Here is a 20,866-nt window from a genome sequence, read left to right as displayed (position 1 = left end):
GCTGCGTCGGCCGCTCCACCGGGGACACCTTCCGGCAAGGGGCTGCGCGCCCGCCCGCCGGCGCCCCGGGAAGGAGGCCCGCGATGGCACCTAGCAGTGGCGCCCCCGCGCTCCGCCTCCGCGACCGGGCGCGCGGCGCGCTGCTCGGCCTCGCCGTGGGGGACGCCCTCGGGGCGCCCGCCGAGAACCTGCTGCCCTCCGAGATCCGCGCCCGCTGGGGCCGCATCACCGGCTACGTCGCCGAGCGCCCGGCCGGCACCGACGACACCGAGTACGCCCTCTTCTCCGGCCTGCTGCTGGCCCGGCACGGCTCCGCCCTCACCCCGGCCCATGTGGAGGCCGCCTGGCACGAGCACATCGCCGACCGCGCCGAGGGCCCCTTCCGCGGCGCCGGCTTCAGCGAGCGGGGCACCCTGGAGAACCTCCGCCGGGGCCTGGCCGCGCCCGTCTCCGCCCAGCACCGGCACGCCTGGAGCGACGGCCTGGCCATGCGGGCGGCGCCCTTCGGGGTGTTCGCCGCCGGGCGCCCCGCCGAGGCGGCCCGGCTGGTGGCCGTCGACGGCTCGGTCAGCCACGAGGGCGAGGGCATCCACGGCGGGCGGGCGGTGGCCGCCGGGGTCGCCGCGGCCATGGCGGGCGCCGCGCCGGTCGCGGTCGTGGCCGCCGCGCTCGCCGTCGTCCCCGACGACTCCTGGACCGCCCGCTCCCTGCGCCGGGCCACGGCCGCCGCCCACCGCGGCGAACGCGCGGTGCGCTCCGCCGTCGTCATCGGCGGCTACCCCTGGACCGACCTGGCCCCGGAGGCGGTCGCCCTGGCCTTCGGCGCGTACGCCGCCGCCGACGGCGACTTCCGCGCCGCCGTCCTGACCGCGGTGAACATGGGCCGCGACGCCGACACCACGGCCGCGGTCGCCGGCGCTCTGGCCGGCGCGACCCGCGGCGTCGCCGCGATCCCCGGGGAGTGGGCGGCCGCCATCGGCCCGGCCCGGGGCAGCTGCCTGCCCTCGATGGCCGGACAGCACGTGCTGGACGTGGCGGACCTGCTGGTCGACGCGGCCGAGACCGCCGCCCGTCGCCCCGCGCCCGAGCCCCGCCCGAAGGCCGTACGACCCACCTCCGACGCCCTGCGACCCGTCCCCGACGCCGTAGTACTGCCCACCCCCGACGACGTACGGCCCGTACCCGACGCCGTACTGCCCACCTCCGACGCCCTACCGCTCGTCTCCGACTCCGTACTGCCCGCCTCCGACGCCCTACGGCCCGGCCCCGACGACGTACGACCTGCGCCCGACGCCCTACGAACCGGCCCCGACGACGCACGGCCCGGCCCCGACGCCGTACGGCCCGTCCCTGACTCCGTACTGCCCACCCCCGACGCCGTACGACCTGCACCAGACGCCGTGCGCCCCACCCCCGACGCCGTGCGACCCGTACCCGACGTCCCACGGCCCGACGTTCCCGACGACTACGTCCTCACCGCCGACACCGACGCCGCCGAGGGCGAGGCGGGCGCGTGAGCGGGCCGCGGCGGATCGAGGGGCTGCTGCTGGGGCTGGCCGCCGGGGACGCCGCCGGCTGGCCGGCCGCCCGGCACCGGGCCGCGCGGATGCCCGAGTGGACCCGGCGCCTCACCCGCGAGCTGGACACCTTCGCCGAGCGGAACGCGACCACCACGCTGCCCGTCCCCACCGCGCTCAACCAGCCGCCCGGACCGCTGCGCCTGGGCCCCTCCGACGACGCCGAGTGGGCGGCGTTCGCCGCCGAGGCCGTCCTGCGGGCCGGCGACGACGACGTGCTCGGCGACCTCAGCCGGGAGCGCCGGATACGGGCCGCCATCGACCTCACCTGGAACACGGTGGCCGCCGAGGTCGCCGCGGCGGCCGACCGCGCCCCCGAGATCGAGTCCGCGGTGCTGCCGCTGCGCGCCCGCATCTCCGTGCGGGCTGGCCTCGGCAACCTCGCCACCGGACTGCGCCCGCCCGCCACCGGCCACGACAACCCGCACTACTTCGACGACGCGGCCTGCGTCCGGTCCTGCGTGCTGGCCGTCGCGCACCCGGGCGATCCGCGCCGCGCCGCCGAACTGGCCGAGTTCGACGCCCGCTACACCCAGGACGGCGACGGCGTGCACGGCGCCCGGGCGATGGCGGCGGCGCTCGCGCTCGCCCTGACCGGGGCCGAGGTCGAGCACTGCGTCACCGCCGCGCTGGCCGAACTGCCCGAGCCGACCGAGATCGGCCGCAACGCCCGGCACGCCCTCGCCCTCGCCCGCACCGGCGAGAGCGCGTTCGCGCTGGTCCCGCTGCTGGAGCACCAGATCGTCGACCACGTCTACAGCTACGGCGTCGCTGCCGCCGAGACCGTCCCGGTCGCCCTCGCCCTGGCGGTGGCGGCCGGCGGCCGGATCGCGGAGGCGCTGCCCGCCGCCGCCTGCCTGTCCCGCCTCGCCGACTCCGCCCCCGCCCTGACCGGCGCGCTGACCGGCGCGGTGGGCGGCGGCGCGGCCGTCCCGGCCTCCTGGCGGGAAGCCTGCCGCACCCTGTCCGGCTGCGTGCTGCCCCGGCTCACCGGCACCGACCTGGTGGAACTCGCCGGACTCCTGGAAGCCGCGCGACCGGCCCCACCGGGAGGATGATTCGGGCATGACGCCCCAAAAAGACTCGGGCAGGACGCCCCGAGAAGGAGAAGACCGGCGGGAGGACGACCCCGCCGCGGGCCCGCGCGGTCCCTCGCTGGAGGAACGGATCACCGCGGCACTGGTCGGCGCGGCCGTCGGCGACGCGCTCGGCGGACCCGTCGAGGGCTACTCCCCCGACCAGATCCTCCAGCGCCACGGCGGCCGCGTGCACGGCGTCGTCGGCCCCTGGAGCGGCGACGACTGGCGCACCGCCCGCCCGATCGCGCCGTACCACAAGGGCGACGGGCACGTCACCGACGACACCCTGATGACCCACGCGCTGGTCCGCGTGTACGCGCGGGTCCGCGACCACCTCGACGCCTACGCGGTCGCCGACCACCTGGTCCCCGACCTGATGACGCACCCGCGCTGGATCCCCGAGCTGGAGGCGGAGGCGCTGCCGCTGCACCGGATCTTCCTGGCGGAGAAGTGGCTGGTGGCCCGGCTGCACTACGGCCACGTGGACCCGCGCGAGGCCGGCGTCGGCAACATCGTCAACTGCGGCGCCGCGATGTACACGGCCCCCGTCGGCCTGGTCAACGCGGCCGACCCGCGGGCCGCCTACGCCGAGGCGCTGGACGTCGCGGGCGCCCACCAGTCGTCCTACGGGCGGGAGGCGGCGGGCGTGCTGGCGGCCGCGGTGGCCGCGGCCTGCACGCCGGGTGCCACCCCCGACTCGGTCGTGGCGGAGTGCCTGGCGCTGGCGAAGGACGGCACCCGCGCGGCCATCGAAGCGGTCTGCGACGTGGCCCGCGACCACACCCACTTCGAGTCGGCGCTCGGCCCGCTGCGGGCGGCCGTCGCCCCCTACGACACGGTCGGCCCCGACTACCGCGCCCCCTCGCTGGGCGCCCGCCGCCCGTCCCGGCTGCACGCGATCGAGGAACTGCCCGTCGCGCTCGGCATGCTGACGGTGGCGCGCGGCGACTTCCGGCACGCGGTGCTCGGCGCGGTGAACTACGGCCGCGACTGCGACTCCATCGCGACCATGGCCGGGGCGCTGGCGGGCGCGCTCGGCTCGCCGGCGCCCGAGGAGTGGGCGAAGACGGTGGCCGAGGCCAGCCGTCTCGACCTGTGGGAGCCGGCCCGCACCCTGGCCGCGGTGGCCCGGGAGGTCTTCGAGAAGGACGTACGACGCCGGCGCGCCCACGAGCGGGCGTTCGCCGGGATGGGAGGGTCGCGATGCTCCGACTGACCTGGGTCCAGCCGGAGGACCTGCTCGGCCACGAACTGCGCCAGGCGGCGCAGGACGGGCGGGAGCCGAAGGCGGTGGCCGCGCGGTGGCGGGCGGCCGGCGGCCCCGAGGCGCCGGCCCGGGCGGGCGCCTCGCCCGAGCCGTCCTCCCGCTATCTGCGCCTGCTCGCGGAGGACCTGCTGGACGAACTCGCCGAACTGCCCAGCAGTCTGGCGGAGGCCGAGCCGACGGAGCTGGCCGCGATCAAGGCGCTGTGCCCCGACTGGCCGGCGAGGCCCGCCGCTTCGGGCGCCGCTTCCACCGCCGCGCCGGACGTGGAGCGGCTGGAGGCCGCCTGGGTGGGGCGGGCCGCGGGGTGCCTGCTGGGCAAGCCGGTGGAGAAGCTCCCCCTGGACGGCATCCGCCAGCTCGCCCGCGCCGCCGGCAACTGGCCGCTGACCACCTGGTTCACCGCCCGGGGCGTCCCCGACGACCTGACCGCCCGCCACCCCTGGAACCGCCGCTCGGCGGCCACCTCGCTCGCCGAGAACATCGACGGCATGCCCGAGGACGACGACCTCGACTACCCGCTGCTCAACCTGCTCCTCCTCCAGCGCCACGGCAAGGACTTCAGCACCGCCGACGTGGCCCGGCTCTGGCTGGACGAACTCCCCGCCGGCCGCGCCTTCACCGCCGAGCGCGTCGCCTACCGCAACCTCCTGCTCGGCATCGAACCGCCGCGCACCGCCCGCCACCGCAATCCGTTCCGGGAGTGGATCGGCGCCCTGATCCGCGCCGACGTGCACGGCTGGACCCACCCGGGCGACCCGGCGGCGGCCGCCGAGCAGGCGCACCGGGACGCCGTCCTCACCCACACCGCGAACGGCGTGCACGCGGCCATGTTCGCCGCCGCCGTCATCGCCGCCGCGGCCGGCGGCGCCCACGACGTGCACGCCTGTCTGGCCGTCGGGCTGACCGTCGTGCCGCCCGGCTCCCGGCTCGCCCGCGCGGTCCGGCACGCCGTCGAACTGGCCGCCGTCCACGAGGACTTCGACACGGTCGTGGACGAGCTGCACGCCACGTACTCCGCCGCCTACCACTGGGTGCACGCCGTGCCCAACACCGCGCTGATCGCCGCCGCGCTCACCCACGCGGACGGCGACTTCTCCGCCTCGGTCTGCCGGGCGGTGTCCGGCGGCTGGGACACCGACTCCAACGGCGCCACCGCCGGTTCCGTCGCCGCGGCGCTGGCCGGCTCCCCGGCCGCGCTGCCCGAGCGCTGGACGGCCCCACTGAAGAACCGGCTGGCCACCTCCGTCGGCGACTTCGACGGCATCGGCTTCGACGCCCTGGCCCGCCTCACCCACCGGGAGGCGGCCCGCCGATGACACCGCCACCCCACGACCCGGGCACTCCCCAAGATCCGGGCACTCCCCACGCCCCGGGCGTCCGCTCCGACGATCCGGGCGCCGCCCCGCCCCTGACCGGTCTGCGCGTGCTCGATCTCGCCACCCTGTTCGCCGGGCCGATCGCCGCCATGATGCTCGGCGACTTCGGCGCCGAGGTGATCAAGGTGGAGCATCCCGCCAAGCCCGACCCGTCCCGCGGCCACGGCCCCGCCAAGAACGGCGTCGGCCTGTGGTGGAAGCTGCTGGGCCGCAACAAGCGCACCGTCACCCTGGACCTGTCCAAGCCGGGCGGCCGCGCCACCCTGCTGCGACTGGCCGCCACCGCGGACGTGATCGTGGAGAACTTCCGCCCCGGCACCCTGGAGCGGTGGGAGCTGGGCTGGCCGGAACTGTCGGCGGTCAACCCGCGCCTGGTGCTGGCCCGGGTCACCGGCTTCGGGCAGTTCGGCCCGTACGCGTCCCGGCCCGGCTTCGGCACCCTGGCCGAGGCGATGAGCGGCTTCGCCGCGATCACCGGCGAGCCGGACGCGCCGCCCACGCTCCCGCCGTTCGGGCTCGCCGACTCCATCGCCGGCCTGGCCACGGCGTACGCGGTGCTGACCGCGCTCGCGGCCCGGGAGCGCACCGGCACGGGGCAGATCGTCGACATGGCGATCATCGAGCCGATCCTGACCGTCCTCGGCCCGCAGCCCCTCTGGTACGACCAGCTCGGCTACGTCCAGCCGCGCACCGGCAACCGCACCCAGAACAACGCCCCGCGCAACACCTACCGCACCTCGGACGGCACCTGGGTCGCCGTCTCCACCTCGGCCCAGTCGGTGGCCGAACGGGTGCTGCGCCTGGTGGGCCGCCCGGAGCTGATCGACGAGCCGTGGTTCGCGACCGGGGCGCAGCGGGCCGCCCACGCGGACGTGCTGGACGAGGCGGTCGGCGGCTGGATCGCCCGGCATACCCGCACCGAGGTGATGGCCGCCTTCGAGAAGGCGGAGGCGGCGATCGCCCCGATCCAGGACGTCCGCGACGTGGTGGCCGACCCGCAGTACCAGGCCCTCGGCACCCTGACCACCCTGTACGACCCGGAGCTGGGGCGGCTGCGGATGCAGAACGTCCTGTTCCGGCTGTCGGCCACCCCCGGCGCGATCCGCTGGGCGGGCCGGCCGCACGGCGCGGACACGGACACGGTGCTGACCGAGCTGGGGCTCACGCCGAAGGAGCTGGCCGCGCTGCGCGCGGAGGGCGCCCTGTGACGCCCACCGCGCCGTTCCCGCTGACCTGGCTGTACGCGCCCGGCGACCGTCCGCACGTGGTCGCCAAGGCGCTGGCCTCGGGCGCCGACGTGGTGGTGATCGACCTGGAGGACGCGGTCGCCCCGGACCGCAAGGAGTACGCCCGCGCCGCCACGGCCGAGCTGCTGGCCGAGCCGCCGCCCGTCCCGGTCCATGTGCGCGTCAACGCGCTCGACGGCCCGCTGGCGTCGGCGGATCTCGCGGCGGTCGCCCCCCGGCCGGGTCTGGCCGGCCTGCGCCTGCCGAAGGTGACCTCGGCGGAGCAGGTGGTACGGGTCGCCCGGCAGACCGGGGCGGCGGGCCACTCGCCCCCCACCGGCCCCTGCCCGCGGCGGCCCGGGTCCGCGCGGGACCACGACGCGCAGGCCGTTGCCCAGGGAGACGACCCGGACCTCCCGCAGGACGGCGACGCGCGCCTTCCGCGGCTGGGCGGCACGAGCGCGCCGCCGGGCGACGGCTCCGCTCCCCCGCTCTACGCCCTCCTCGAGACCGCTCTCGCCATCGAGCACGCCTTCGCCATCGCCTCCGCGCACCCGGCGCTGCGGGGCGTCTCGATCGGGGAGGCGGATCTGCGGGCCGACCTCGGGGTGCGGCGGGACACCGGCCTGGACTGGTGCCGCGCCCGGGTCGTCGTCGCCGCGCGCGCGGCCGGTCTCGCCCCGCCCACCCAGTCCGTGCACCCGGACATCCGGGACCTGGAGGGGCTGGCGGCCTCCTGCGCCCGCGGGCGCTCCCTGGGGTTCCTCGGCCGCGCGGCCATCCACCCCCGCCAGCTGCCGATCATCGAACGCGCCTATCTGCCGACCGACCGCGAACTGGAGGAGGCCGAGACGATCATCAAGGCGGCCACCACGGACCGGGGCGCCCAGGCGCTCAGCGACGGCCGGTTCATCGACGCGGCGGTGGTCGCGGCGGCCCAGCGCACCCTGGCGCTGGCCCGCAGGTGCTGACCGCGCCCCGGGCACGGCCGCCGCACACGACGAGGGCGCCCCCGGACTTCCGGGGGCGCCCTCGGTGCCTACGATCCTGCGGCCTTCGTCAGCCCTGCTTGGCCGTCCCGGCACCGTCCTTGAGACCGACGCCGTCCTTCGGGTCGGCGTCCTGCGCGTCGCTGCTCTCGGTCCCGGCGCCCTCCGCGTCGGGGCGCGCCCCGTCGGGGTTCTTGGCGTCGGCGGCCGACGCCGGTGAGACGTCGGCCCCGGCGGCGCCGTCCGCCTCGCCGGCCCCGGCGTCCGCCCCGGCCCCGGTCCCGGTCGGCTCGCCGGCGGCGGCCGCGCCCGGCTCCACCTCGGCCTCCCGGCCCGGCCGCTTCTTCGACGACACCCAGATGTAGGCCACCGCGAGCAGGAAGACGAGCAGCGCGGTCCAGTCGTTCAGCCGCAGGCCGAGGATGTGGTGGGCGTCGTCCACCCGCATGTACTCGATCCAGCCGCGGCCCACGCAGTAGGCGGCGACGTAGAGCGCGAACGCCCGGCCGTGGCCCAGCTTGAAGCGGCGGTCGGCCCAGATGACCAGCAGCGCGACACCCACGCACCACAGCGACTCGTACAGGAACGTCGGGTGGTAGTACCCGGGCACCCGGCCGTCCGTCGAGGAGGTGATGTGCAGCGCCCACGGAACGTGCGTCTCCCGGCCGTACAGCTCCTGGTTGAACCAGTTGCCCCAGCGGCCGATCGCCTGGGCGAAGGCGATGCCCGGCGCGACGGCGTCGGCGTAGGCGGGCATCGGGACGCCCCGGCGCCGCGCGCCGATCCACGCGCCGAGCGCACCGAGCGCGATCGCGCCCCAGATGCCGAGGCCGCCCTGCCACACCTTGAAGGCGTCCACCCAGTCACGGCCGTCGCCGAAGTACAGCTCGTAGTCCGTGATCACGTGGTAGAGGCGGCCGCCGACCAGGCCGAACGGCACCGCCCAGACGGCGATGTCGGCGACCGTGCCGGCCCGTCCGCCCCGGGCGATCCAGCGCTTGTTGCCGAGCCAGACGGCGACGAAGACGCCGATGATGATGCAGAACGCGTAGCCGCGCAGCGGAATGGGTCCGAGGTACACCACTCCGTGCGACGGGCTGGGAATGTAGGCAAGTTCCATGGCAGGGTCGACGCTACCGCAGCCGGAGCGGGCCCACGGCGGGCAACCCGGCTACGGGTCCATAACAGGAGCATTCCGCACCCGTCCGCCGCCCGCCTCCCGGCCTGGTCACAGCCGGTCCGCCGCGCGTCCTCCGCCCGCCGCCGGCGCCGTGCCCGCCGCTCGTCGCCCGGTTCATCGCTTGTTCGCCGCCTCCACCGTCTGCTTCAGCTTGGCCGGGGTCATCGAGCGGTCCTCGATGATGTTCTTCCCGTCCAGCAGGACGGTCGGGGTGCCCGAGTAGTGGCCCGCCTGGAACGCCTTGTTGGACTTCTCCACCCAGCTGTCGTGCACGCCGTCCTTGACGCACTTCTGGAAGGCGGGCGTGTCCAGGCCGTTCACCTTGCCGGCCAGCTTGATCAGCTTGCCGTTGTCGGCGAAGGAGTCGTCGGTCTCCTCGGGCTGGTTGTCGTACAGCACGTCGTGGTAGGCGGGGAACTTGCCGGCGTCCTGCGCGCAGGCCGCCGCGTTGGCCGCGCGCAGCGAGCCGGTGCCGCCGAGGTTGCCGTCGATCAGCCGGACCAGGTGGTACTCGGTCTTGAGCCGGCCGGCGGCGGTCAGCTCGTGGAGCGTGGGGCGGTAGGCCGCCTCGAAGGCCTTGCAGGCCGGGCAGCGGAAGTCCTCCCACACGGTGAGCGTCGACTTGGCGCCGTCCGCGCCGACCGGGATGGCCAGGCCGTCCTTGCCCAGCGCGCCGGAGGGCGCCGCGACCGGTCCGGAGCCGCCGCCGCTCTTGCCGGCGTTCGCGGCGACCACGCCGATCACCGTGGCCAGGCCCAGCACACAGACCACGCCGGCGGCCACGATCAGCGTGCGCCGCCGCCGCTCCGAGGCCTTCTGCTTCTCCCGCTCGACCGCCAGCCGCTGCCGGGCGGTGCGCTTTGCGTCATGGTTCTTCTCGCTCACACCAGCAGAACGAACCGGGGAGGCGCATTGCGCCTCCCCGGTCCCAGGTCCACCCCTTCGGGTGATGCGATCTTGCGCTACGCCTGTCCGCTCCTGCCACGGACCCCGCGCGCCAGCTCGCCGGCGAGGGTGCGGACGGCCTCGACGCCGGCCGCGTGGTCGGGCGCGTCCAGCATCCGCTTGACGAACGCCGAGCCGACGATCACCCCGTCGGCGAAGCCGGCGACCTCCGCGGCCTGGGCCGGGTTGGAGACGCCGAGGCCGACGCAGACGGGCAGCTCCGCACCGGTGGCGCGGGTGCGCCGCACCAGGTCCTGGGCCTGCTCGCCGACCGATTCGCGGGTGCCGGTGACGCCCATCAGGGAGGCGGCGTAGACGAAGCCGGAGCCGGCCGCGGTGATCTCGGCCAGCCGGGCGTCCCTGCTGCTCGGGGCGACGACGAAGACGGTCGCCAGACCGTGCTTGTCGGCGTGCTCGCGCCACAGCGCGGACTCCTGCACCGGCAGGTCGGGCAGGATGCAGCCGGCGCCGCCCGCGTCGGCCAGCTCGGCGGTGAACCGCTCGACGCCGTAGCGGTCGATCGGGTTCCAGTAGGTCATGACGAGGACCGGCTTGCCGGTGGCCTCGTGGGCCTCGCGCACCGTCCGCATGACGTCGGCGATCCGGACGCCGCCGCGCAGGGCGATGTCGTCGGCGGTCTGGATGACCGGGCCGTCCAGGACCGGGTCGCTGTGCGGCAGGCCCACCTCGACGACGTCGGCGCCGCCGTCGAAGACGGCCTTGATCGCCTCGATGCCGCCGTCCACGGTCGGGAAGCCGGCCGGGAGGTAGGCGATGAGCGCGGAGCGGTCCTCGGCCCGGGCGGCGGCGAGGGTGTCGGTCAGCAGCTGGATGTTCCCGCTCACTTGGCGTCTCCCTCGATCTCGGCGGTGGCGGTCTCGTCGGCGGCGACCTCGGCGTCGGTGTCGTACAGGCCGAAGTAGCGGGCGGCGGTGTCCATGTCCTTGTCGCCGCGGCCGGAGAGGTTGACGACGATCAGTCCGTCCGGGCCCAGCTCCTTGCCGACGTCCAGGGCGCCGGCCAGGGCGTGGGCGCTCTCGATCGCCGGGATGATGCCCTCGGTGCGCGAGAGCAGGCGCAGCGCCCGCATGGCCGCGTCGTCGGTGACCGCGCGGTACTCGCCGCGGCCGGAGTCCTTGAGGTAGGCGTGCTCGGGGCCGATGCCCGGGTAGTCCAGGCCCGCCGAGATGGAGTACGGCTCGGTGATCTGGCCCTCGTCGTCCTGGAGGACGTAGGAGCGCGAGCCGTGCAGGATGCCGGGCTCGCCGGCGGTCAGGGTGGCCGCGTGCTCGCCGCTCTCCACGCCGTGCCCCGCGGGTTCGCAGCCGATCAGGCGGACGTCCGCGTCGGGGATGAAGGCGTGGAAGAGGCCGATGGCGTTGGAGCCGCCGCCGACGCAGGCGACCGCGGCGTCGGGCAGCCGGCCCGCCCGCTCCAGGAGCTGGCGGCGGGCCTCGACGCCGATCACCCGGTGGAAGTCGCGGACCATGGCCGGGAAGGGGTGGGGCCCCGCGACGGTGCCGAACAGGTAGTGGGTGCGGTCGACGTTGGCGACCCAGTCGCGGAACGCCTCGTTGATGGCGTCCTTCAGGGTGCGGCTGCCGGACTTCACGGCCACGACCTCGGCGCCGAGCATGCGCATCCGGGCGACGTTGAGGGCCTGCCGCTGGGTGTCGATCTCGCCCATGTAGATCGTGCAGTCCAGGCCGAACAGGGCGCAGGCGGTGGCGGTGGCGACGCCGTGCTGGCCGGCGCCGGTCTCGGCGATCACCCGGGTCTTGCCCATGCGCTTGGTGAGCAGCGCCTGGCCGAGCACGTTGTTGATCTTGTGCGAGCCGGTGTGGTTGAGGTCCTCGCGCTTGAGGAAGACGCGGGCGCCGCCGGCATGCTCGGCGAAGCGGGGCACCTCGGTCAGGGCGCTGGGACGGCCGGTGTAGTGGACGAGCAGGTCGTCCAGCTCGCGGGCGAACTCGGGGTCGGCCTTGGCCTTGTCGTACTCGACGGCGACCTCGTCCACGGCGGCGACCAGGGCCTCCGGGATGAACTTGCCGCCGTACGCCCCGAAGTAGCCTGCGGGGCTGGGCACCTGACCCTCCGGGTCGGGGTGGAAGTAGTTGCTGGGCATGCCAGTACCTCACGGTGAGTGCGTGTGAAAAGACACTGTTCGCCGTGGGGGCGGGGGGTCGGCCGTCGGCCGCGCGCCGTCAGCGGCCGGTCACGACCCCGCGGCCGAGCCGCGGGTCCGGGCACCGCCCCGCGCCCCTGTCGGGGCGCTGCCATCGGCGACCGTTCACCTGCCCGGGCTCGTCGCCGATGACGTACCTCACCCGGCGGCCGTGGACCCTGCGGGCCGGCGCGCGGCAGCCGCGGGGACGGCAGCCGCGCGCGAGGCGGGCGTACCGGTCCACGGGGGTCATGGTGAGCGTCATCGGGGACAAGCCTACCGGCAGGTCAGCCGCGGCCGTGCCGCAGCGCGGGGTGGGTGCCGGCCGCCACCAGGTCGGCGACCGCCGTCCGGGGGTCGCGGCCGGTGACCAGGGACTCGCCGACCAGGACCGCGTCGGCGCCGGCGTTGGCGTAGGCGATCAGGTCGTGCGGGCCGCGGACGCCGGACTCGGCGATCTTGACGAGGTGGTCCGGGATCTCCGGCGCGACGCGCTCGAAGGTGTCGCGGTCGACCTCCAGCGTCTTGAGGTTGCGCGCGTTGATTCCGATGACCTTGGCGCCCGCGTCCACCGCGCGCTCCACCTCGTCCTCGTCGTGCACCTCGACCAGCGGGGTGAGGCCGATGGACACCGCGCGTTCGATCAGCGACTCCAGGGCCGGCTGGTCGAGCGCGGCGACGATCAGCAGGGCGAGGTCGGCGCCGTAGGCCCGGGCCTCCCACAGCTGGTACGACGTGACGATGAAGTCCTTGCGCAGGACGGGGATGTCCACGCGGGCGCGGACCGCCTCCAGGTCGGCGAGCGAGCCGCCGAAGCGGCGCTGCTCGGTCAGCACCGAGATGACGGAGGCGCCTCCCGCCTCGTAGTCCGCGGCGAGGCCGGCCGGGTCGGCGATCGCGGCCAGCGCGCCCTTGGACGGGCTGGAGCGCTTGACCTCGCAGATCACCTTGACGCCGTCGCCGCGCAGCGCGGCCAGACCGTCCTTGGCGGCCGGAGCCTTCGCCGCGCGCTCCTTGAGCTCTTCGAGGCTGACGCGCGCCTGCCGCTCCGAAAGGTCGGCACGGACTCCGTCGATGATCTCGTCGAGCACACTCACGCGAGCGGCCCCCTTCCAGACGGTGGGATGTTCCAGCGGGTCGAACGGCCCCCGGCGTCCGCTTGGCGGTGAAACGGGCGGAACCGGCGGTCACTGCGATGGTATCCGCAGGAGGGCGTCGGCCCCGCATCCGGTGGAGCGCGGTCCCACGACCTGGACAGGGGCCGGCCCGGTCACCGGACGGCGGCTGCCCGGGTCAGGGATGGAGCGGGGCGCCGAGGGGCAGGTTGCGCACGACGGTGAAGGCCGCGAACAGGGCGAGCGCGCTCCACAGGTGCGCCGGCCGCGGATCCAGGCGCAGGCGCCGGCCGCGCGCCGCCTGGATCGCCCACGCGGTCCACACCGCGGCGAAGAGCAGGTAGCCGGCGACGGCCAGGGCGTTGTCGTGGAGGGCCGCGGCGAGGTCGCCGTGGACGACGGCGTGCGCGCTGCGCAGTCCGCCGCAGCCGGGGCAGTAGAGGCCGGCGTAGCGCAGCAGGGGGCAGGCCGGGTAGTGGCCGGGTTCGTTCGGGTCCACCGCGCCGACGTAGGCGAAGGCGGCGGCGACGGCGGTCAGCACCCCGGCGGGGACGGCGAGCCGTCGCGGGACGGACTCCGGTCCCGGCGGCGCCACTCGGCTCTCGGCGTTCACGCCTGGCATTCTGCCCGGCGCGGCGGGCGGGCGCGCGCCGGGGGCGGCCGGCCGGTCCGCGCGCGAGGGGCGACTGCGGGCCGCCCCTCCCGCGCGTTCCGTACGGGTCCGCCGTACGGGTGTCAGCTCTTGGCGCCGGCCGGCTCGCCCTGGCCCGCGATCTGGTGGACGGGGTGCTCGTTCTTCTGGCCGAGGCCCATCATGCGCATGATGGCGCCGACGACACCGCCGAGCAGCACCACGCCCATGCCGGCCCAGAAGCCGACCGGCTGGGCGGCCACCATGAAGGCGCCAGCGGCGCAGAAACCGATGAAGGCGATGATGACACCGGTCCAGGCGGCCGGGGTGTGACCGTGGCTGCTGCCCGCCATGACTTGCTCCTCGTTGCTTGTACGTGTCTGAGCCGGACGCTCGCGACCATTGTCCCGTACCCGTGCACGCGAGGTGATCGGGGGTGGCTCCTCGCGCACGTGTCGCGGCCGGCCGGCGCGCCGGGGCCGGGCGCCCGGGTCAGGCCGGTCCAGTGCCGGTGGGGTCCTCGCCGCGGTCGAGGGCCTTCCACAGGTCCTCGGGCCGGTCGGGGTCGACGGGGCGGGCCGCGCGGGGCCGGGGCGCGCCGGAGCGTTCGTAGCGGCCGGACATGGTGGGCCACAGCCGGCCGAAGCGCAGGGCGAGCAGTCCGGCCAGCAGGATCAGCGCGCCGCCGGCCGCGGCGACGTAGGGCCAGCCGGTGTGGCCGATCGCGGCGGCGGTCGCGGCGGTGTCGCCGGAGACCTGGGCGGCCCGGGCGTCCAGGGCGCCGTTGTCGGAGGCGCCGGAGACGGCCGCCGCGACGGTGCCGGCGCCGGAGAGCGCGAGCAGGGCGGATACCAGCAGGCGGCCGGAGCGGCGGACGGCGAAGACGGCGACGAGCGCGGCCAGGCCCACCACGGCGAGCGCCGCGGGCACGCCCGTCACGTCGCTGCCCTTGACGGTCAGCGGGAAGGCGCCGCCGGCCACCGTCGCGGTGCCCTCCGCCCAGCGCTGCCGGGACGCGAGCAGCGCCACGGCCACGCCGAGCGCGCCGCACAGCAGGGCGACGGCGAGGCTGCGGCGGCCGGACCGGGCGGGGGCGGCGGCTTCGGTACGGGGGTGAGGTACGGCAGTCACGTACTCCACTATCGCGTGCACCCGGGGCGGACCGTCACCCGGGGCTCGTCACGGGTACGTGAGATACGCCCCACCTCCCCCGTCCCACCTCTCCTAGCGGGCCAGCCGGTTGGCGGTGTGCACCGCCCTGAGCACGGCGGCGGCCTTGTTGCGGCATTCGGTGTCCTCGGCCACCGGGTCGGAGTCGGCGACGACGCCGGCGCCCGCCTGGACGTGGGCGGTGCCGTCGCGCAGCACGGCGGTGCGGATGGCGATGGCGGTGTCGGAGTCGCCGGCGAAGTCGAGGTAGCCGACGCAGCCGCCGTACAGGCCGCGCCGGGAGGGTTCGAGTTCGTCGATGATCTGCAGGGCGCGCGGCTTGGGCGCGCCGGACAGGGTGCCGGCCGGGAAGCAGGCGGTGAGCACGTCGAAGGCGGTGCGGTCCGGGGCGACCCGGCCGGTCACCGTCGAGACGATGTGCATGACGTGCGAGTAGCGCTCGATGGACATGAAGTCGACGACCTCCACGGAGCCCGGTTCGCAGACCCGGCCCAGGTCGTTGCGGCCGAGGTCGACGAGCATCAGGTGCTCGGCGCGTTCCTTGGGGTCGGCGAGGAGTTCGTCGGCGAGGGCCTGGTCCTGCTGGGGGGTGGCGCCGCGCGGGCGGGTGCCGGCGATGGGGTGGACCATGGCCCGGCCGTCCTCGACCTTGACCAGGGCCTCGGGCGAGGAGCCGACGACGTCGAAGCCGTCCAGGCGCAGCAGGTACATGTACGGCGAGGGGTTGGTGGCCCGCAGTACCCGGTAGACGTCCAGGGCGCTGGCGGTGCACGGCGTCTCGAAGCGCTGCGAGGGGACGACCTGGAAGGCCTCGCCGGCGCGGATGCGCTCCTTGACGTCCTCGACGGCGGCCCGGAAGTCGGCGCCGCCCCACCGGGCGGTGTACTCGGGCAGCGCGGAGGGCGGCAGGGCGGCGGGCGGCTGGGGCACCGCCCGGGACAGGTCGGCCTCCATCGCGTCGAGGCGGGCGACGGCGTCGGCGTACGCCTCGTCGACGCCGGTGTCGAGGTCGTTGTGGTTGATCGCGTTGGCGATCAGCAGCACGGTGCCGTCCCAGTGGTCGAGGACGGCGAGGTCGCTGGTGAGCAGCATGGTCAGCTCGGGCAGCCGGAGGTCGTCGCGCTCGCCGGGGCCGATCTTCTCCAGGCGGCGCACGATGTCGTAGCCGAGGTAGCCGACCATGCCGCCGGTGAAGGGCGGCAGGCCCAGGTCCTGGGCGAGGTCGCGGGGGGTGTGCAGCGCCTCGACGGTGGCTCGCAGGGCGGCCAGCGGGTCGCCCTCGACGGGGACGCCGACCGGCGGGGCGCCCTGCCAGTGGGCGCGGCCGTCCTTCTCGGTGAGGGTGGCGGAGCTGCGGACGCCGACGAAGGAGTAGCGGGACCAGGTGCGGCCGTTCTCCGCGGACTCCAGCAGGAAGGTGCCGGTGCGCTCGGCGGCGAGCTTGCGGTAGAGGGCGACGGGGGTGTCGCCGTCGGCGAGGAGCTTGCGGGTGACCGGGATGACGCGGCGGTCGGCGGCCAGCTTGCGGAACGTCTCGAGGTCCATGGCGGCCGACCCTACTGATCCGCGGCGGCCGCGGCGGAGCCGGTGCCGTCGTGCGGGAGCGCGGGGGCGCCGTCCTTGAGGAGGACGTCGGCGTCGAAGCAGGTGCGCTCGCCGGTGTGGCAGGCGGCGCCGACCTGGTCGACCTTGACCAGCAGGGTGTCCGCGTCGCAGTCCAGGGCGACGGAGCGCACGTGCTGGACGTGGCCGGAGGTGTCGCCCTTGACCCAGTACTCGCGGCGGCTGCGCGACCAGTAGGTGCAGCGGCCGGTGGTCAGGGTGCGGTGCAGCGCCTCGTCGTCCATCCAGCCCAGCATCAGCACCTCTCCGGTGTCGAACTGCTGGGCGATCGCGGGCAGGAGTCCGTCGGCGCCGCGCTTGAGCCGCGCGGCGATCTCGGGGTCGAGGCTGCTGGGCCGGGGGGTACCGGGCGTGCTGGTCATGGGTGCCATTGTGCCGCGCGGCCGGGGTGGCCGGGGGCCGCCGTCCACTCTGTGGGCGGGGCGGCCGGCGGCGGGCGCCGGCCTGGGGCGGTGGTCCGGGGGACGGGTGGGCGGACGGGGCGGGCGGTCGTAGGCTGACTCCATGTCGACCTTTGCCAAGCGTGAACGGCTCCTGCTCGCCGACCTCTTGGAGACCGCCGGTCCGGAGGCGCCGACCCTGTGCGAGGGGTGGCTCGCCCGTGACCTGGCCGCGCACGTGGTGGTGCGCGAGCGGCGTCCCGACGCGGCCGGGGGCGCGCTGATCAAGCCGCTGGCCGGGCGGTTGCAGAAGGTGCAGGACGAGTACGCCGCCAAGCCGTACGAGGAACTGATCCAGCTGATCCGCACCGGTCCGCCGCGGTTCTCGCCCTTCCAGCTCAAGCAGGTCGACGAGGCGGCCAACACCGTCGAGTTCTACGTCCACGCCGAGGACGTGCGGCGGGCGCAGCCGGGCTGGTCGCCGCGCGAGCTGGACCCGGTCTTCCAGGAGACGCTGTGGTCGCGTCTGGAGCGCACGGCCCGGCTGCTGGGCCGGGGCGTTCCGACCGGCCTGGTGCTGCGCCGCCCCAACGGCCAGACAGCGGTGGCGCACCGGGGCGCCCCGGTGGTGACGGCGACCGGCGAGCCGGCGGAGCTGCTGATGTTCGCCTTCGGCCGGCAGGGCGCGGCCCGGGTGGATCTGGAGGGCGAGCCGGCCGCGATCGAGCAGGTGTCGGGCTCCAAGCGGCTGGGCTTCTGAACGGGGCCCGTTCGCCGGCTCCGCCCCGGAACCCCCGGCGGGGCCGGCCCGGGCGCCTGGCGCGTACGGCCCGAGCACTCGGCGCGTACGGCCCGGGAGTCCGGCGCGTACGGAAGTCCGGCAGGCTCAGCTCGCGCGCCCGGGGTGTTCAGTTCGGGAGTTCTGCGCGGCGCAGGGCCGGGGCGGCCAGGGCTACGACGCCGCCGAGGGCGCAGACCGTCGCGCTCACGATGAAGACCGGTCCGGTGCCGTAGGCCCCGATCGCGGCGGCGGACAGCGGCATGCCGAGGGGGGCCAGGCCCAGGCTGACCAGGCCGGACACGGCGGTGACCCGTCCGAGGTAGGCCGGTTCGGCCTGAGTCTGGAGCAGCGCGCCGCACAGGGTGCCGCTGAGCCCCGCGAGGAGGCCGACGAGCAGGGCCACGCCGACGGCCGCGGTGACGCCCGGCGCGTAGGCGAGGGCGCCGATGGCCGCGGAGCCCGCGAAGATCGTGTACGCGGTCAGCCGGCCGGCGTGCGGGAGCCGGCCGCGTACGGCCAGCAGCAGGGAGGCGGCGCCGGCCCCGGTGCCGAAGCCGGCCAGCACCCAGCCCATGCCGGCGGCGCCCCAGCCGCGCTCGTCGGCGAGCAGGGTGAGGCCGACGTTGAGCGGGCCGGCGAAGCCGAGGTCGCCGAGGGCGATGGCGAGCATCAGCGGGAACAGCACCCGGTGCCCGCGGATGTAACGCAGTCCGGCCGCCAGGTCCTGCCGGGCGGTGGCGCCGCCGGCGCGCGCGGTCTCGTCCGGCGGCAGCCGCCGCACCCGCACCGAGGTGAGCAGCGGCACGGAGACGGCGATCAGCAGGCCGGCGATCCCGAAGGCGGCCGCCGCGCCGCCGGCCGCGATCGCGAGGCCGCCGAGCGGGGCGCCGACGACGCTCGCGCAGCGGACCGCGAGGCCGCGCATCCCGTGCACCCGGGCGAGCTGGTCGCGGCCGGTCACGCGGGCCGGGAGGGCGCCGACCGCGGGCATGAACACCGCGTCCACGACGCCGAAGAACAGGGCGAGGACGGTGAGCGGCCACAGGCCCGGGCCGGTGTGCCACAGCAGGGCCGCCACCGCGAGGACGGCGGCGCAGCGCACGGCGTCGCTGCCGATGACGACCCGGCGCGGTCCGAACCGGTCGGCGATCACTCCCCCGCCGAGCATCAGCAGCGCCCTGGGCAGCGCGCTCACCGCGGTGACGACGCCGGCCTGCGCGGGCGTGCCCGTCTGGACGGCCGCCCAGGACAGCGCGAGGTAGTAGACGTTGTCGCCGATCATCGACGCGAGGTAGGCGGTCAGCCAGCGCAGGACGTTGCCGTCGCGGTGGGCGGGGCGTTCGACGGGCGGGGCGGCGGCAGGGGTCACGGGCAGGACGGTCACGACGGCGGCCTCTCTCGGACGCGGGATCAGACGCGGATCAGACGCGGATCAGACGCGGATCAGACGCGGATCAGACGCGGATCAGACGTGGATCAGACGCGGAACGGGAACGCGTACACGTGCAGCGCGACGTGCTCGCGCCCTTCCGTGTCGCCGGCCGCCTCACGGGCGCGGCCGGCTTCGTCGTACTTCCTCAGCAGGTCGAGCAGGTCCTGCTGGAAGGCGGCCAGCTCGGAGGCCGTCAGCCGGGTCAGCGACTCGCTGTCGTGGGCGGCCTCGTTCCACTCGGGGCCCCAGTGGGCGCGCTCGTCGAGGTAGGCGCGGTACATGTCGGCGCGCTGCGCCATGAAGAGCCGGGAGGCGGCCAGGTGCGCCGCCACCTTCTCCGGCGCGTCCCGGAAGTCCTCGCCGCGGACGGAGACGCCGTCGGAGGCGGGCTGCCACCAGCGTTCGCGGGCGTCCTCGCTGCGCGGCTCGGCCGCCTCGATCAGACCGTGCTCGGCGAGCTTGCGCAGGTGGTAGCTGACCAGGGACACGGCCTCGTCCACCTTCTCGGCCAACTGGGAGGCGGTGGCGGTGCCGGCCACGAACAGCAGCCGGTACAGCTTCATCCGCAGCGGGTGAGCGAGCGCCTTGAGCGTGCCCACGTCGGTGACCTCGCGCTTCTTTCCTGACATGCCTGAACCGTAGACGCGAAAGAAAAACTGCGCAAGGTAATTTGCGCAACTTTCCTTTCTCTTCTGCGGAAGAGGAAGCCCCGGTCACCCGTGAGGGGCGGCCGGGGCGTGCTCCGCGCGGAGTGCGGGGGCTGTGGGGTCAGCGCACGGGGTGGCCCGCCGCGCGCAGGGTCTCCTTGACCTCACCGATGCGCAGGTCGCCGAAGTGGAAGACCGAGGCGGCCAGCACCGCGTCCGCGCCCGCGCCGACGGCCGGCGCGAAGTGGTCGAGGCGGCCGGCGCCGCCGGAGGCGATGACCGGGACGGTGACGTGCTCGCGCACGGCGGCGATCATCTCCAGGTCGTAGCCGTCCTTGGTGCCGTCCGCGTCCATGGAGTTGAGCAGGATCTCGCCCGCGCCCAGCTCGGCCGCGCGGTGCGCCCACTCCACCGCGTCGATCCCGGTGCCCTCGCGGCCGCCGTGGGTGGTCACCTCGAAGGAGCCGGACCCGGTGCGGCGCGCGTCGACGGACAGCACCAGCACCTGGCGGCCGAAGCGCTCGGCGATCTCCCGGATCAGGTCCGGGCGGGCGATCGCGGCGGTGTTGACGCCCACCTTGTCGGCGCCCGCCCGCAGCAGCTTGTCGACGTCCTCGGCGGTGCGCACGCCGCCGCCGACGGTGAGCGGGATGAACACCTGCTCGGCGGTGCGGCGCACCACGTCGTACGTCGTCTCGCGGTTGCCGGAGGAGGCGGTGATGTCCAGGAACGTCAGCTCGTCGGCGCCCTCGGCGTCGTACACCTTGGCCATCTCGACGGGGTCGCCCGCGTCGCGCAGGTTCTGGAAGTTGACGCCCTTGACGACCCGGCCGCCGTCCACGTCCAGGCAGGGGATGACTCGGACCGCCAGGGTCATGTGCTCTCGGCTCCTCTGAATGCCTCTAGTTCCACTTCGACCAGGATCCGCGGGTCGACGAAGCCCTCCACGACCAGCAGGGTCGCCACCGGACGCACGGAACCGAACAGCTCCTGGTGGGCCCGGCCCACCTCGTCGACGTCACGGGAGTGCGACAGGTACATCCTGGTCCGCACCACCGACTCGGGGCCGAGACCGAACGCGGCGATCGCCTCCAGCGCGCCGGCGAAGGCCACCTTCGCCTGTTCGTAGGGGTCGCCCTCGCCGTACAGCACGCTGCCCTTGAAGGACGTCGTGCCGCCGACCAGCACCCGGTCGCCGGCCGCGACGGCGCGCGCGAATCCGAAACTGTCCTCCCACGGACTTCCGCTCCGCACCCGCCGTACGGCTTCGGACGTCATGACGCC

Annotated in this window: 22 protein-coding genes; 7 read left to right on the top strand and 15 right to left on the bottom strand. The window is 75.4% G+C overall.

The window, feature by feature from the left end; all coding sequences use genetic code 11:
• Positions 1 to 83: 83 nt before the first annotated feature.
• Genes ABEB07_RS23185 through ABEB07_RS23160 form a run of 6 tightly spaced genes read left to right on the top strand, consistent with a single transcriptional unit; the run spans position 84 to position 7,496 of the window.
• Positions 84 to 1,517 (top strand): ADP-ribosylglycohydrolase family protein, encoded by a 1,434-nt coding sequence (locus tag ABEB07_RS23185; protein ID WP_425589062.1) that lies wholly within the window; start codon positions 84 to 86, stop codon positions 1,515 to 1,517.
• The gene (locus ABEB07_RS23180; protein ID WP_176148559.1) at positions 1,514 to 2,635 is read left to right on the top strand and encodes an ADP-ribosylglycohydrolase family protein; all 1,122 of its coding nucleotides are present in this window, start codon (positions 1,514 to 1,516) and stop codon (positions 2,633 to 2,635) included. The genes ABEB07_RS23185 and ABEB07_RS23180 overlap by 4 nt, the downstream gene beginning before the upstream one ends.
• Positions 2,636 to 2,642: 7 nt before the next feature.
• Positions 2,643 to 3,872: an ADP-ribosylglycohydrolase family protein gene (locus ABEB07_RS23175; RefSeq protein WP_345670103.1), complete on the top strand. Its 1,230-nt coding sequence runs from the start codon at positions 2,643 to 2,645 to the stop codon at positions 3,870 to 3,872.
• Positions 3,860 to 5,239, top strand: a complete 1,380-nt coding sequence (locus ABEB07_RS23170) for an ADP-ribosylglycohydrolase family protein (protein ID WP_345670102.1) — start codon at positions 3,860 to 3,862, stop codon at positions 5,237 to 5,239. Before ABEB07_RS23175 ends, ABEB07_RS23170 begins: the two co-directional genes overlap by 13 nt.
• The gene (locus ABEB07_RS23165; protein ID WP_345670101.1) at positions 5,236 to 6,507 is read left to right on the top strand and encodes a CaiB/BaiF CoA transferase family protein; all 1,272 of its coding nucleotides are present in this window, start codon (positions 5,236 to 5,238) and stop codon (positions 6,505 to 6,507) included. The genes ABEB07_RS23170 and ABEB07_RS23165 overlap by 4 nt, the downstream gene beginning before the upstream one ends.
• A complete protein-coding gene (locus tag ABEB07_RS23160) occupies positions 6,504 to 7,496 on the top strand; it encodes an HpcH/HpaI aldolase/citrate lyase family protein (RefSeq protein WP_345670100.1) in 993 nt (330 codons plus the stop codon). Before ABEB07_RS23165 ends, ABEB07_RS23160 begins: the two co-directional genes overlap by 4 nt.
• Before the next feature lie 88 nt (positions 7,497 to 7,584).
• Here ABEB07_RS23160 and lgt read toward each other — a convergent pair whose 3' ends face one another.
• The 11 genes from lgt to hisI all read right to left on the bottom strand — a co-directional run bounded on the left by lgt (position 7,585) and on the right by hisI (position 16,704).
• Positions 7,585 to 8,634 carry a prolipoprotein diacylglyceryl transferase gene (gene lgt, locus ABEB07_RS23155; protein WP_345670099.1) on the bottom strand — a complete coding sequence of 350 codons (1,050 nt, stop codon included), beginning with the start codon at positions 8,632 to 8,634 and terminating at the stop codon, positions 7,585 to 7,587.
• Between the two features lie 174 nt (positions 8,635 to 8,808).
• Positions 8,809 to 9,579, bottom strand: a complete 771-nt coding sequence (locus ABEB07_RS23150) for a DsbA family protein (protein ID WP_345670098.1) — start codon at positions 9,577 to 9,579, stop codon at positions 8,809 to 8,811.
• A 77-nt stretch (positions 9,580 to 9,656) separates the two neighbouring features.
• Positions 9,657 to 10,484 (bottom strand): tryptophan synthase subunit alpha, encoded by an 828-nt coding sequence (gene trpA / locus ABEB07_RS23145; protein ID WP_176148564.1) that lies wholly within the window; start codon positions 10,482 to 10,484, stop codon positions 9,657 to 9,659.
• Entirely contained in the window at positions 10,481 to 11,764 is a 1,284-nt protein-coding gene (gene trpB / locus ABEB07_RS23140) for a tryptophan synthase subunit beta (RefSeq protein WP_176148565.1), read from the bottom strand. Before trpB ends, trpA begins: the two co-directional genes overlap by 4 nt.
• 79 nt (positions 11,765 to 11,843) lie before the next feature.
• Positions 11,844 to 12,056: a tryptophan biosynthesis modulator TrpM gene (gene trpM / locus ABEB07_RS39270; protein ID WP_425589065.1), complete on the bottom strand. Its 213-nt coding sequence runs from the start codon at positions 12,054 to 12,056 to the stop codon at positions 11,844 to 11,846.
• 34 nt (positions 12,057 to 12,090) lie between these two features.
• Positions 12,091 to 12,900: an indole-3-glycerol phosphate synthase TrpC gene (gene trpC, locus ABEB07_RS23135; protein ID WP_164589907.1), complete on the bottom strand. Its 810-nt coding sequence runs from the start codon at positions 12,898 to 12,900 to the stop codon at positions 12,091 to 12,093.
• A 196-nt stretch (positions 12,901 to 13,096) separates the two neighbouring features.
• Positions 13,097 to 13,540 carry a DUF2752 domain-containing protein gene (locus tag ABEB07_RS23130; protein ID WP_345670096.1) on the bottom strand — a complete coding sequence of 148 codons (444 nt, stop codon included), beginning with the start codon at positions 13,538 to 13,540 and terminating at the stop codon, positions 13,097 to 13,099.
• A gap of 113 nt (positions 13,541 to 13,653) precedes the next feature.
• Positions 13,654 to 13,902 (bottom strand): HGxxPAAW family protein, encoded by a 249-nt coding sequence (locus ABEB07_RS23125; protein WP_164582863.1) that lies wholly within the window; start codon positions 13,900 to 13,902, stop codon positions 13,654 to 13,656.
• Between the two features lie 139 nt (positions 13,903 to 14,041).
• Positions 14,042 to 14,689, bottom strand: a complete 648-nt coding sequence (locus tag ABEB07_RS23120; RefSeq protein WP_345670094.1) for a TIGR02234 family membrane protein — start codon at positions 14,687 to 14,689, stop codon at positions 14,042 to 14,044.
• 84 nt (positions 14,690 to 14,773) lie between these two features.
• Positions 14,774 to 16,264, bottom strand: a complete 1,491-nt coding sequence (locus tag ABEB07_RS23115; RefSeq protein ID WP_176148568.1) for an anthranilate synthase component I — start codon at positions 16,262 to 16,264, stop codon at positions 14,774 to 14,776.
• Between the two features lie 11 nt (positions 16,265 to 16,275).
• Positions 16,276 to 16,704, bottom strand: a complete 429-nt coding sequence (gene hisI / locus ABEB07_RS23110; protein ID WP_345670093.1) for a phosphoribosyl-AMP cyclohydrolase — start codon at positions 16,702 to 16,704, stop codon at positions 16,276 to 16,278.
• 142 nt (positions 16,705 to 16,846) lie between these two features.
• Here hisI and ABEB07_RS23105 point away from each other — a divergent pair, with 142 nt between their 5' ends.
• A complete protein-coding gene (locus ABEB07_RS23105; protein WP_164587188.1) occupies positions 16,847 to 17,482 on the top strand; it encodes a TIGR03085 family metal-binding protein in 636 nt (211 codons plus the stop codon).
• Between the two features lie 148 nt (positions 17,483 to 17,630).
• Here the strand turns inward: ABEB07_RS23105 and ABEB07_RS23100 are convergent, their stop codons facing one another.
• From ABEB07_RS23100 to ABEB07_RS23085, 4 genes are all read right to left on the bottom strand, one after another.
• Complete coding sequence (locus tag ABEB07_RS23100) at positions 17,631 to 18,872, bottom strand: MFS transporter (RefSeq protein ID WP_345670092.1); 1,242 nt, start codon at positions 18,870 to 18,872, stop codon at positions 17,631 to 17,633.
• A gap of 107 nt (positions 18,873 to 18,979) precedes the next feature.
• The gene (locus tag ABEB07_RS23095; protein ID WP_345670091.1) at positions 18,980 to 19,564 is read right to left on the bottom strand and encodes an ArsR/SmtB family transcription factor; all 585 of its coding nucleotides are present in this window, start codon (positions 19,562 to 19,564) and stop codon (positions 18,980 to 18,982) included.
• Between the two features lie 139 nt (positions 19,565 to 19,703).
• Positions 19,704 to 20,459, bottom strand: coding sequence for an imidazole glycerol phosphate synthase subunit HisF (gene hisF / locus ABEB07_RS23090; RefSeq protein ID WP_164585036.1), 756 nt, complete (start codon positions 20,457 to 20,459; stop codon positions 19,704 to 19,706).
• Positions 20,456 to 20,860 carry a RidA family protein gene (locus tag ABEB07_RS23085; RefSeq protein WP_164585035.1) on the bottom strand — a complete coding sequence of 135 codons (405 nt, stop codon included), beginning with the start codon at positions 20,858 to 20,860 and terminating at the stop codon, positions 20,456 to 20,458. The genes hisF and ABEB07_RS23085 overlap by 4 nt, the downstream gene beginning before the upstream one ends.
• Positions 20,861 to 20,866: the final 6 nt, after the last annotated feature.

Origin of the sequence: Streptomyces similanensis, assembly GCF_039543625.1 — a bacterium.
In the GTDB taxonomy this organism is placed as follows: domain Bacteria; phylum Actinomycetota; class Actinomycetes; order Streptomycetales; family Streptomycetaceae; genus Streptomyces; species Streptomyces similanensis.
Note: the sequence above shows the minus strand (reverse complement) of the source record. Positions and strands in the feature narration are given on the sequence as shown.

What these genes read in the sequence shown, in the direction of transcription:
- ABEB07_RS23185 (WP_425589062.1), top strand. Translation starts at nt 84, where the DNA reads ATGGCACCTAGCAGTGGCGCCCCCGCGCTCCGCCTCCGCGACCGGGCG.
- ABEB07_RS23175 (WP_345670103.1), top strand. Translation starts at nt 2,643, where the DNA reads ATGACGCCCCAAAAAGACTCGGGCAGGACGCCCCGAGAAGGAGAAGAC.
- ABEB07_RS23170 (WP_345670102.1), top strand. Translation starts at nt 3,860, where the DNA reads ATGCTCCGACTGACCTGGGTCCAGCCGGAGGACCTGCTCGGCCACGAA.
- ABEB07_RS23165 (WP_345670101.1), top strand. Translation starts at nt 5,236, where the DNA reads ATGACACCGCCACCCCACGACCCGGGCACTCCCCAAGATCCGGGCACT.
- lgt (WP_345670099.1), bottom strand. Translation starts at nt 8,634, where the DNA reads ATGGAACTTGCCTACATTCCCAGCCCGTCGCACGGAGTGGTGTACCTC.
- trpB (WP_176148565.1), bottom strand. Translation starts at nt 11,764, where the DNA reads ATGCCCAGCAACTACTTCCACCCCGACCCGGAGGGTCAGGTGCCCAGC.
- trpM (WP_425589065.1), bottom strand. Translation starts at nt 12,056, where the DNA reads ATGACCCCCGTGGACCGGTACGCCCGCCTCGCGCGCGGCTGCCGTCCC.
- ABEB07_RS23130 (WP_345670096.1), bottom strand. Translation starts at nt 13,540, where the DNA reads ATGCCAGGCGTGAACGCCGAGAGCCGAGTGGCGCCGCCGGGACCGGAG.
- ABEB07_RS23125 (WP_164582863.1), bottom strand. Translation starts at nt 13,902, where the DNA reads ATGGCGGGCAGCAGCCACGGTCACACCCCGGCCGCCTGGACCGGTGTC.
- ABEB07_RS23115 (WP_176148568.1), bottom strand. Translation starts at nt 16,264, where the DNA reads ATGGACCTCGAGACGTTCCGCAAGCTGGCCGCCGACCGCCGCGTCATC.
- hisI (WP_345670093.1), bottom strand. Translation starts at nt 16,704, where the DNA reads ATGACCAGCACGCCCGGTACCCCCCGGCCCAGCAGCCTCGACCCCGAG.
- ABEB07_RS23105 (WP_164587188.1), top strand. Translation starts at nt 16,847, where the DNA reads ATGTCGACCTTTGCCAAGCGTGAACGGCTCCTGCTCGCCGACCTCTTG.
- ABEB07_RS23095 (WP_345670091.1), bottom strand. Translation starts at nt 19,564, where the DNA reads ATGTCAGGAAAGAAGCGCGAGGTCACCGACGTGGGCACGCTCAAGGCG.
- hisF (WP_164585036.1), bottom strand. Translation starts at nt 20,459, where the DNA reads ATGACCCTGGCGGTCCGAGTCATCCCCTGCCTGGACGTGGACGGCGGC.
- ABEB07_RS23085 (WP_164585035.1), bottom strand. Translation starts at nt 20,860, where the DNA reads ATGACGTCCGAAGCCGTACGGCGGGTGCGGAGCGGAAGTCCGTGGGAG.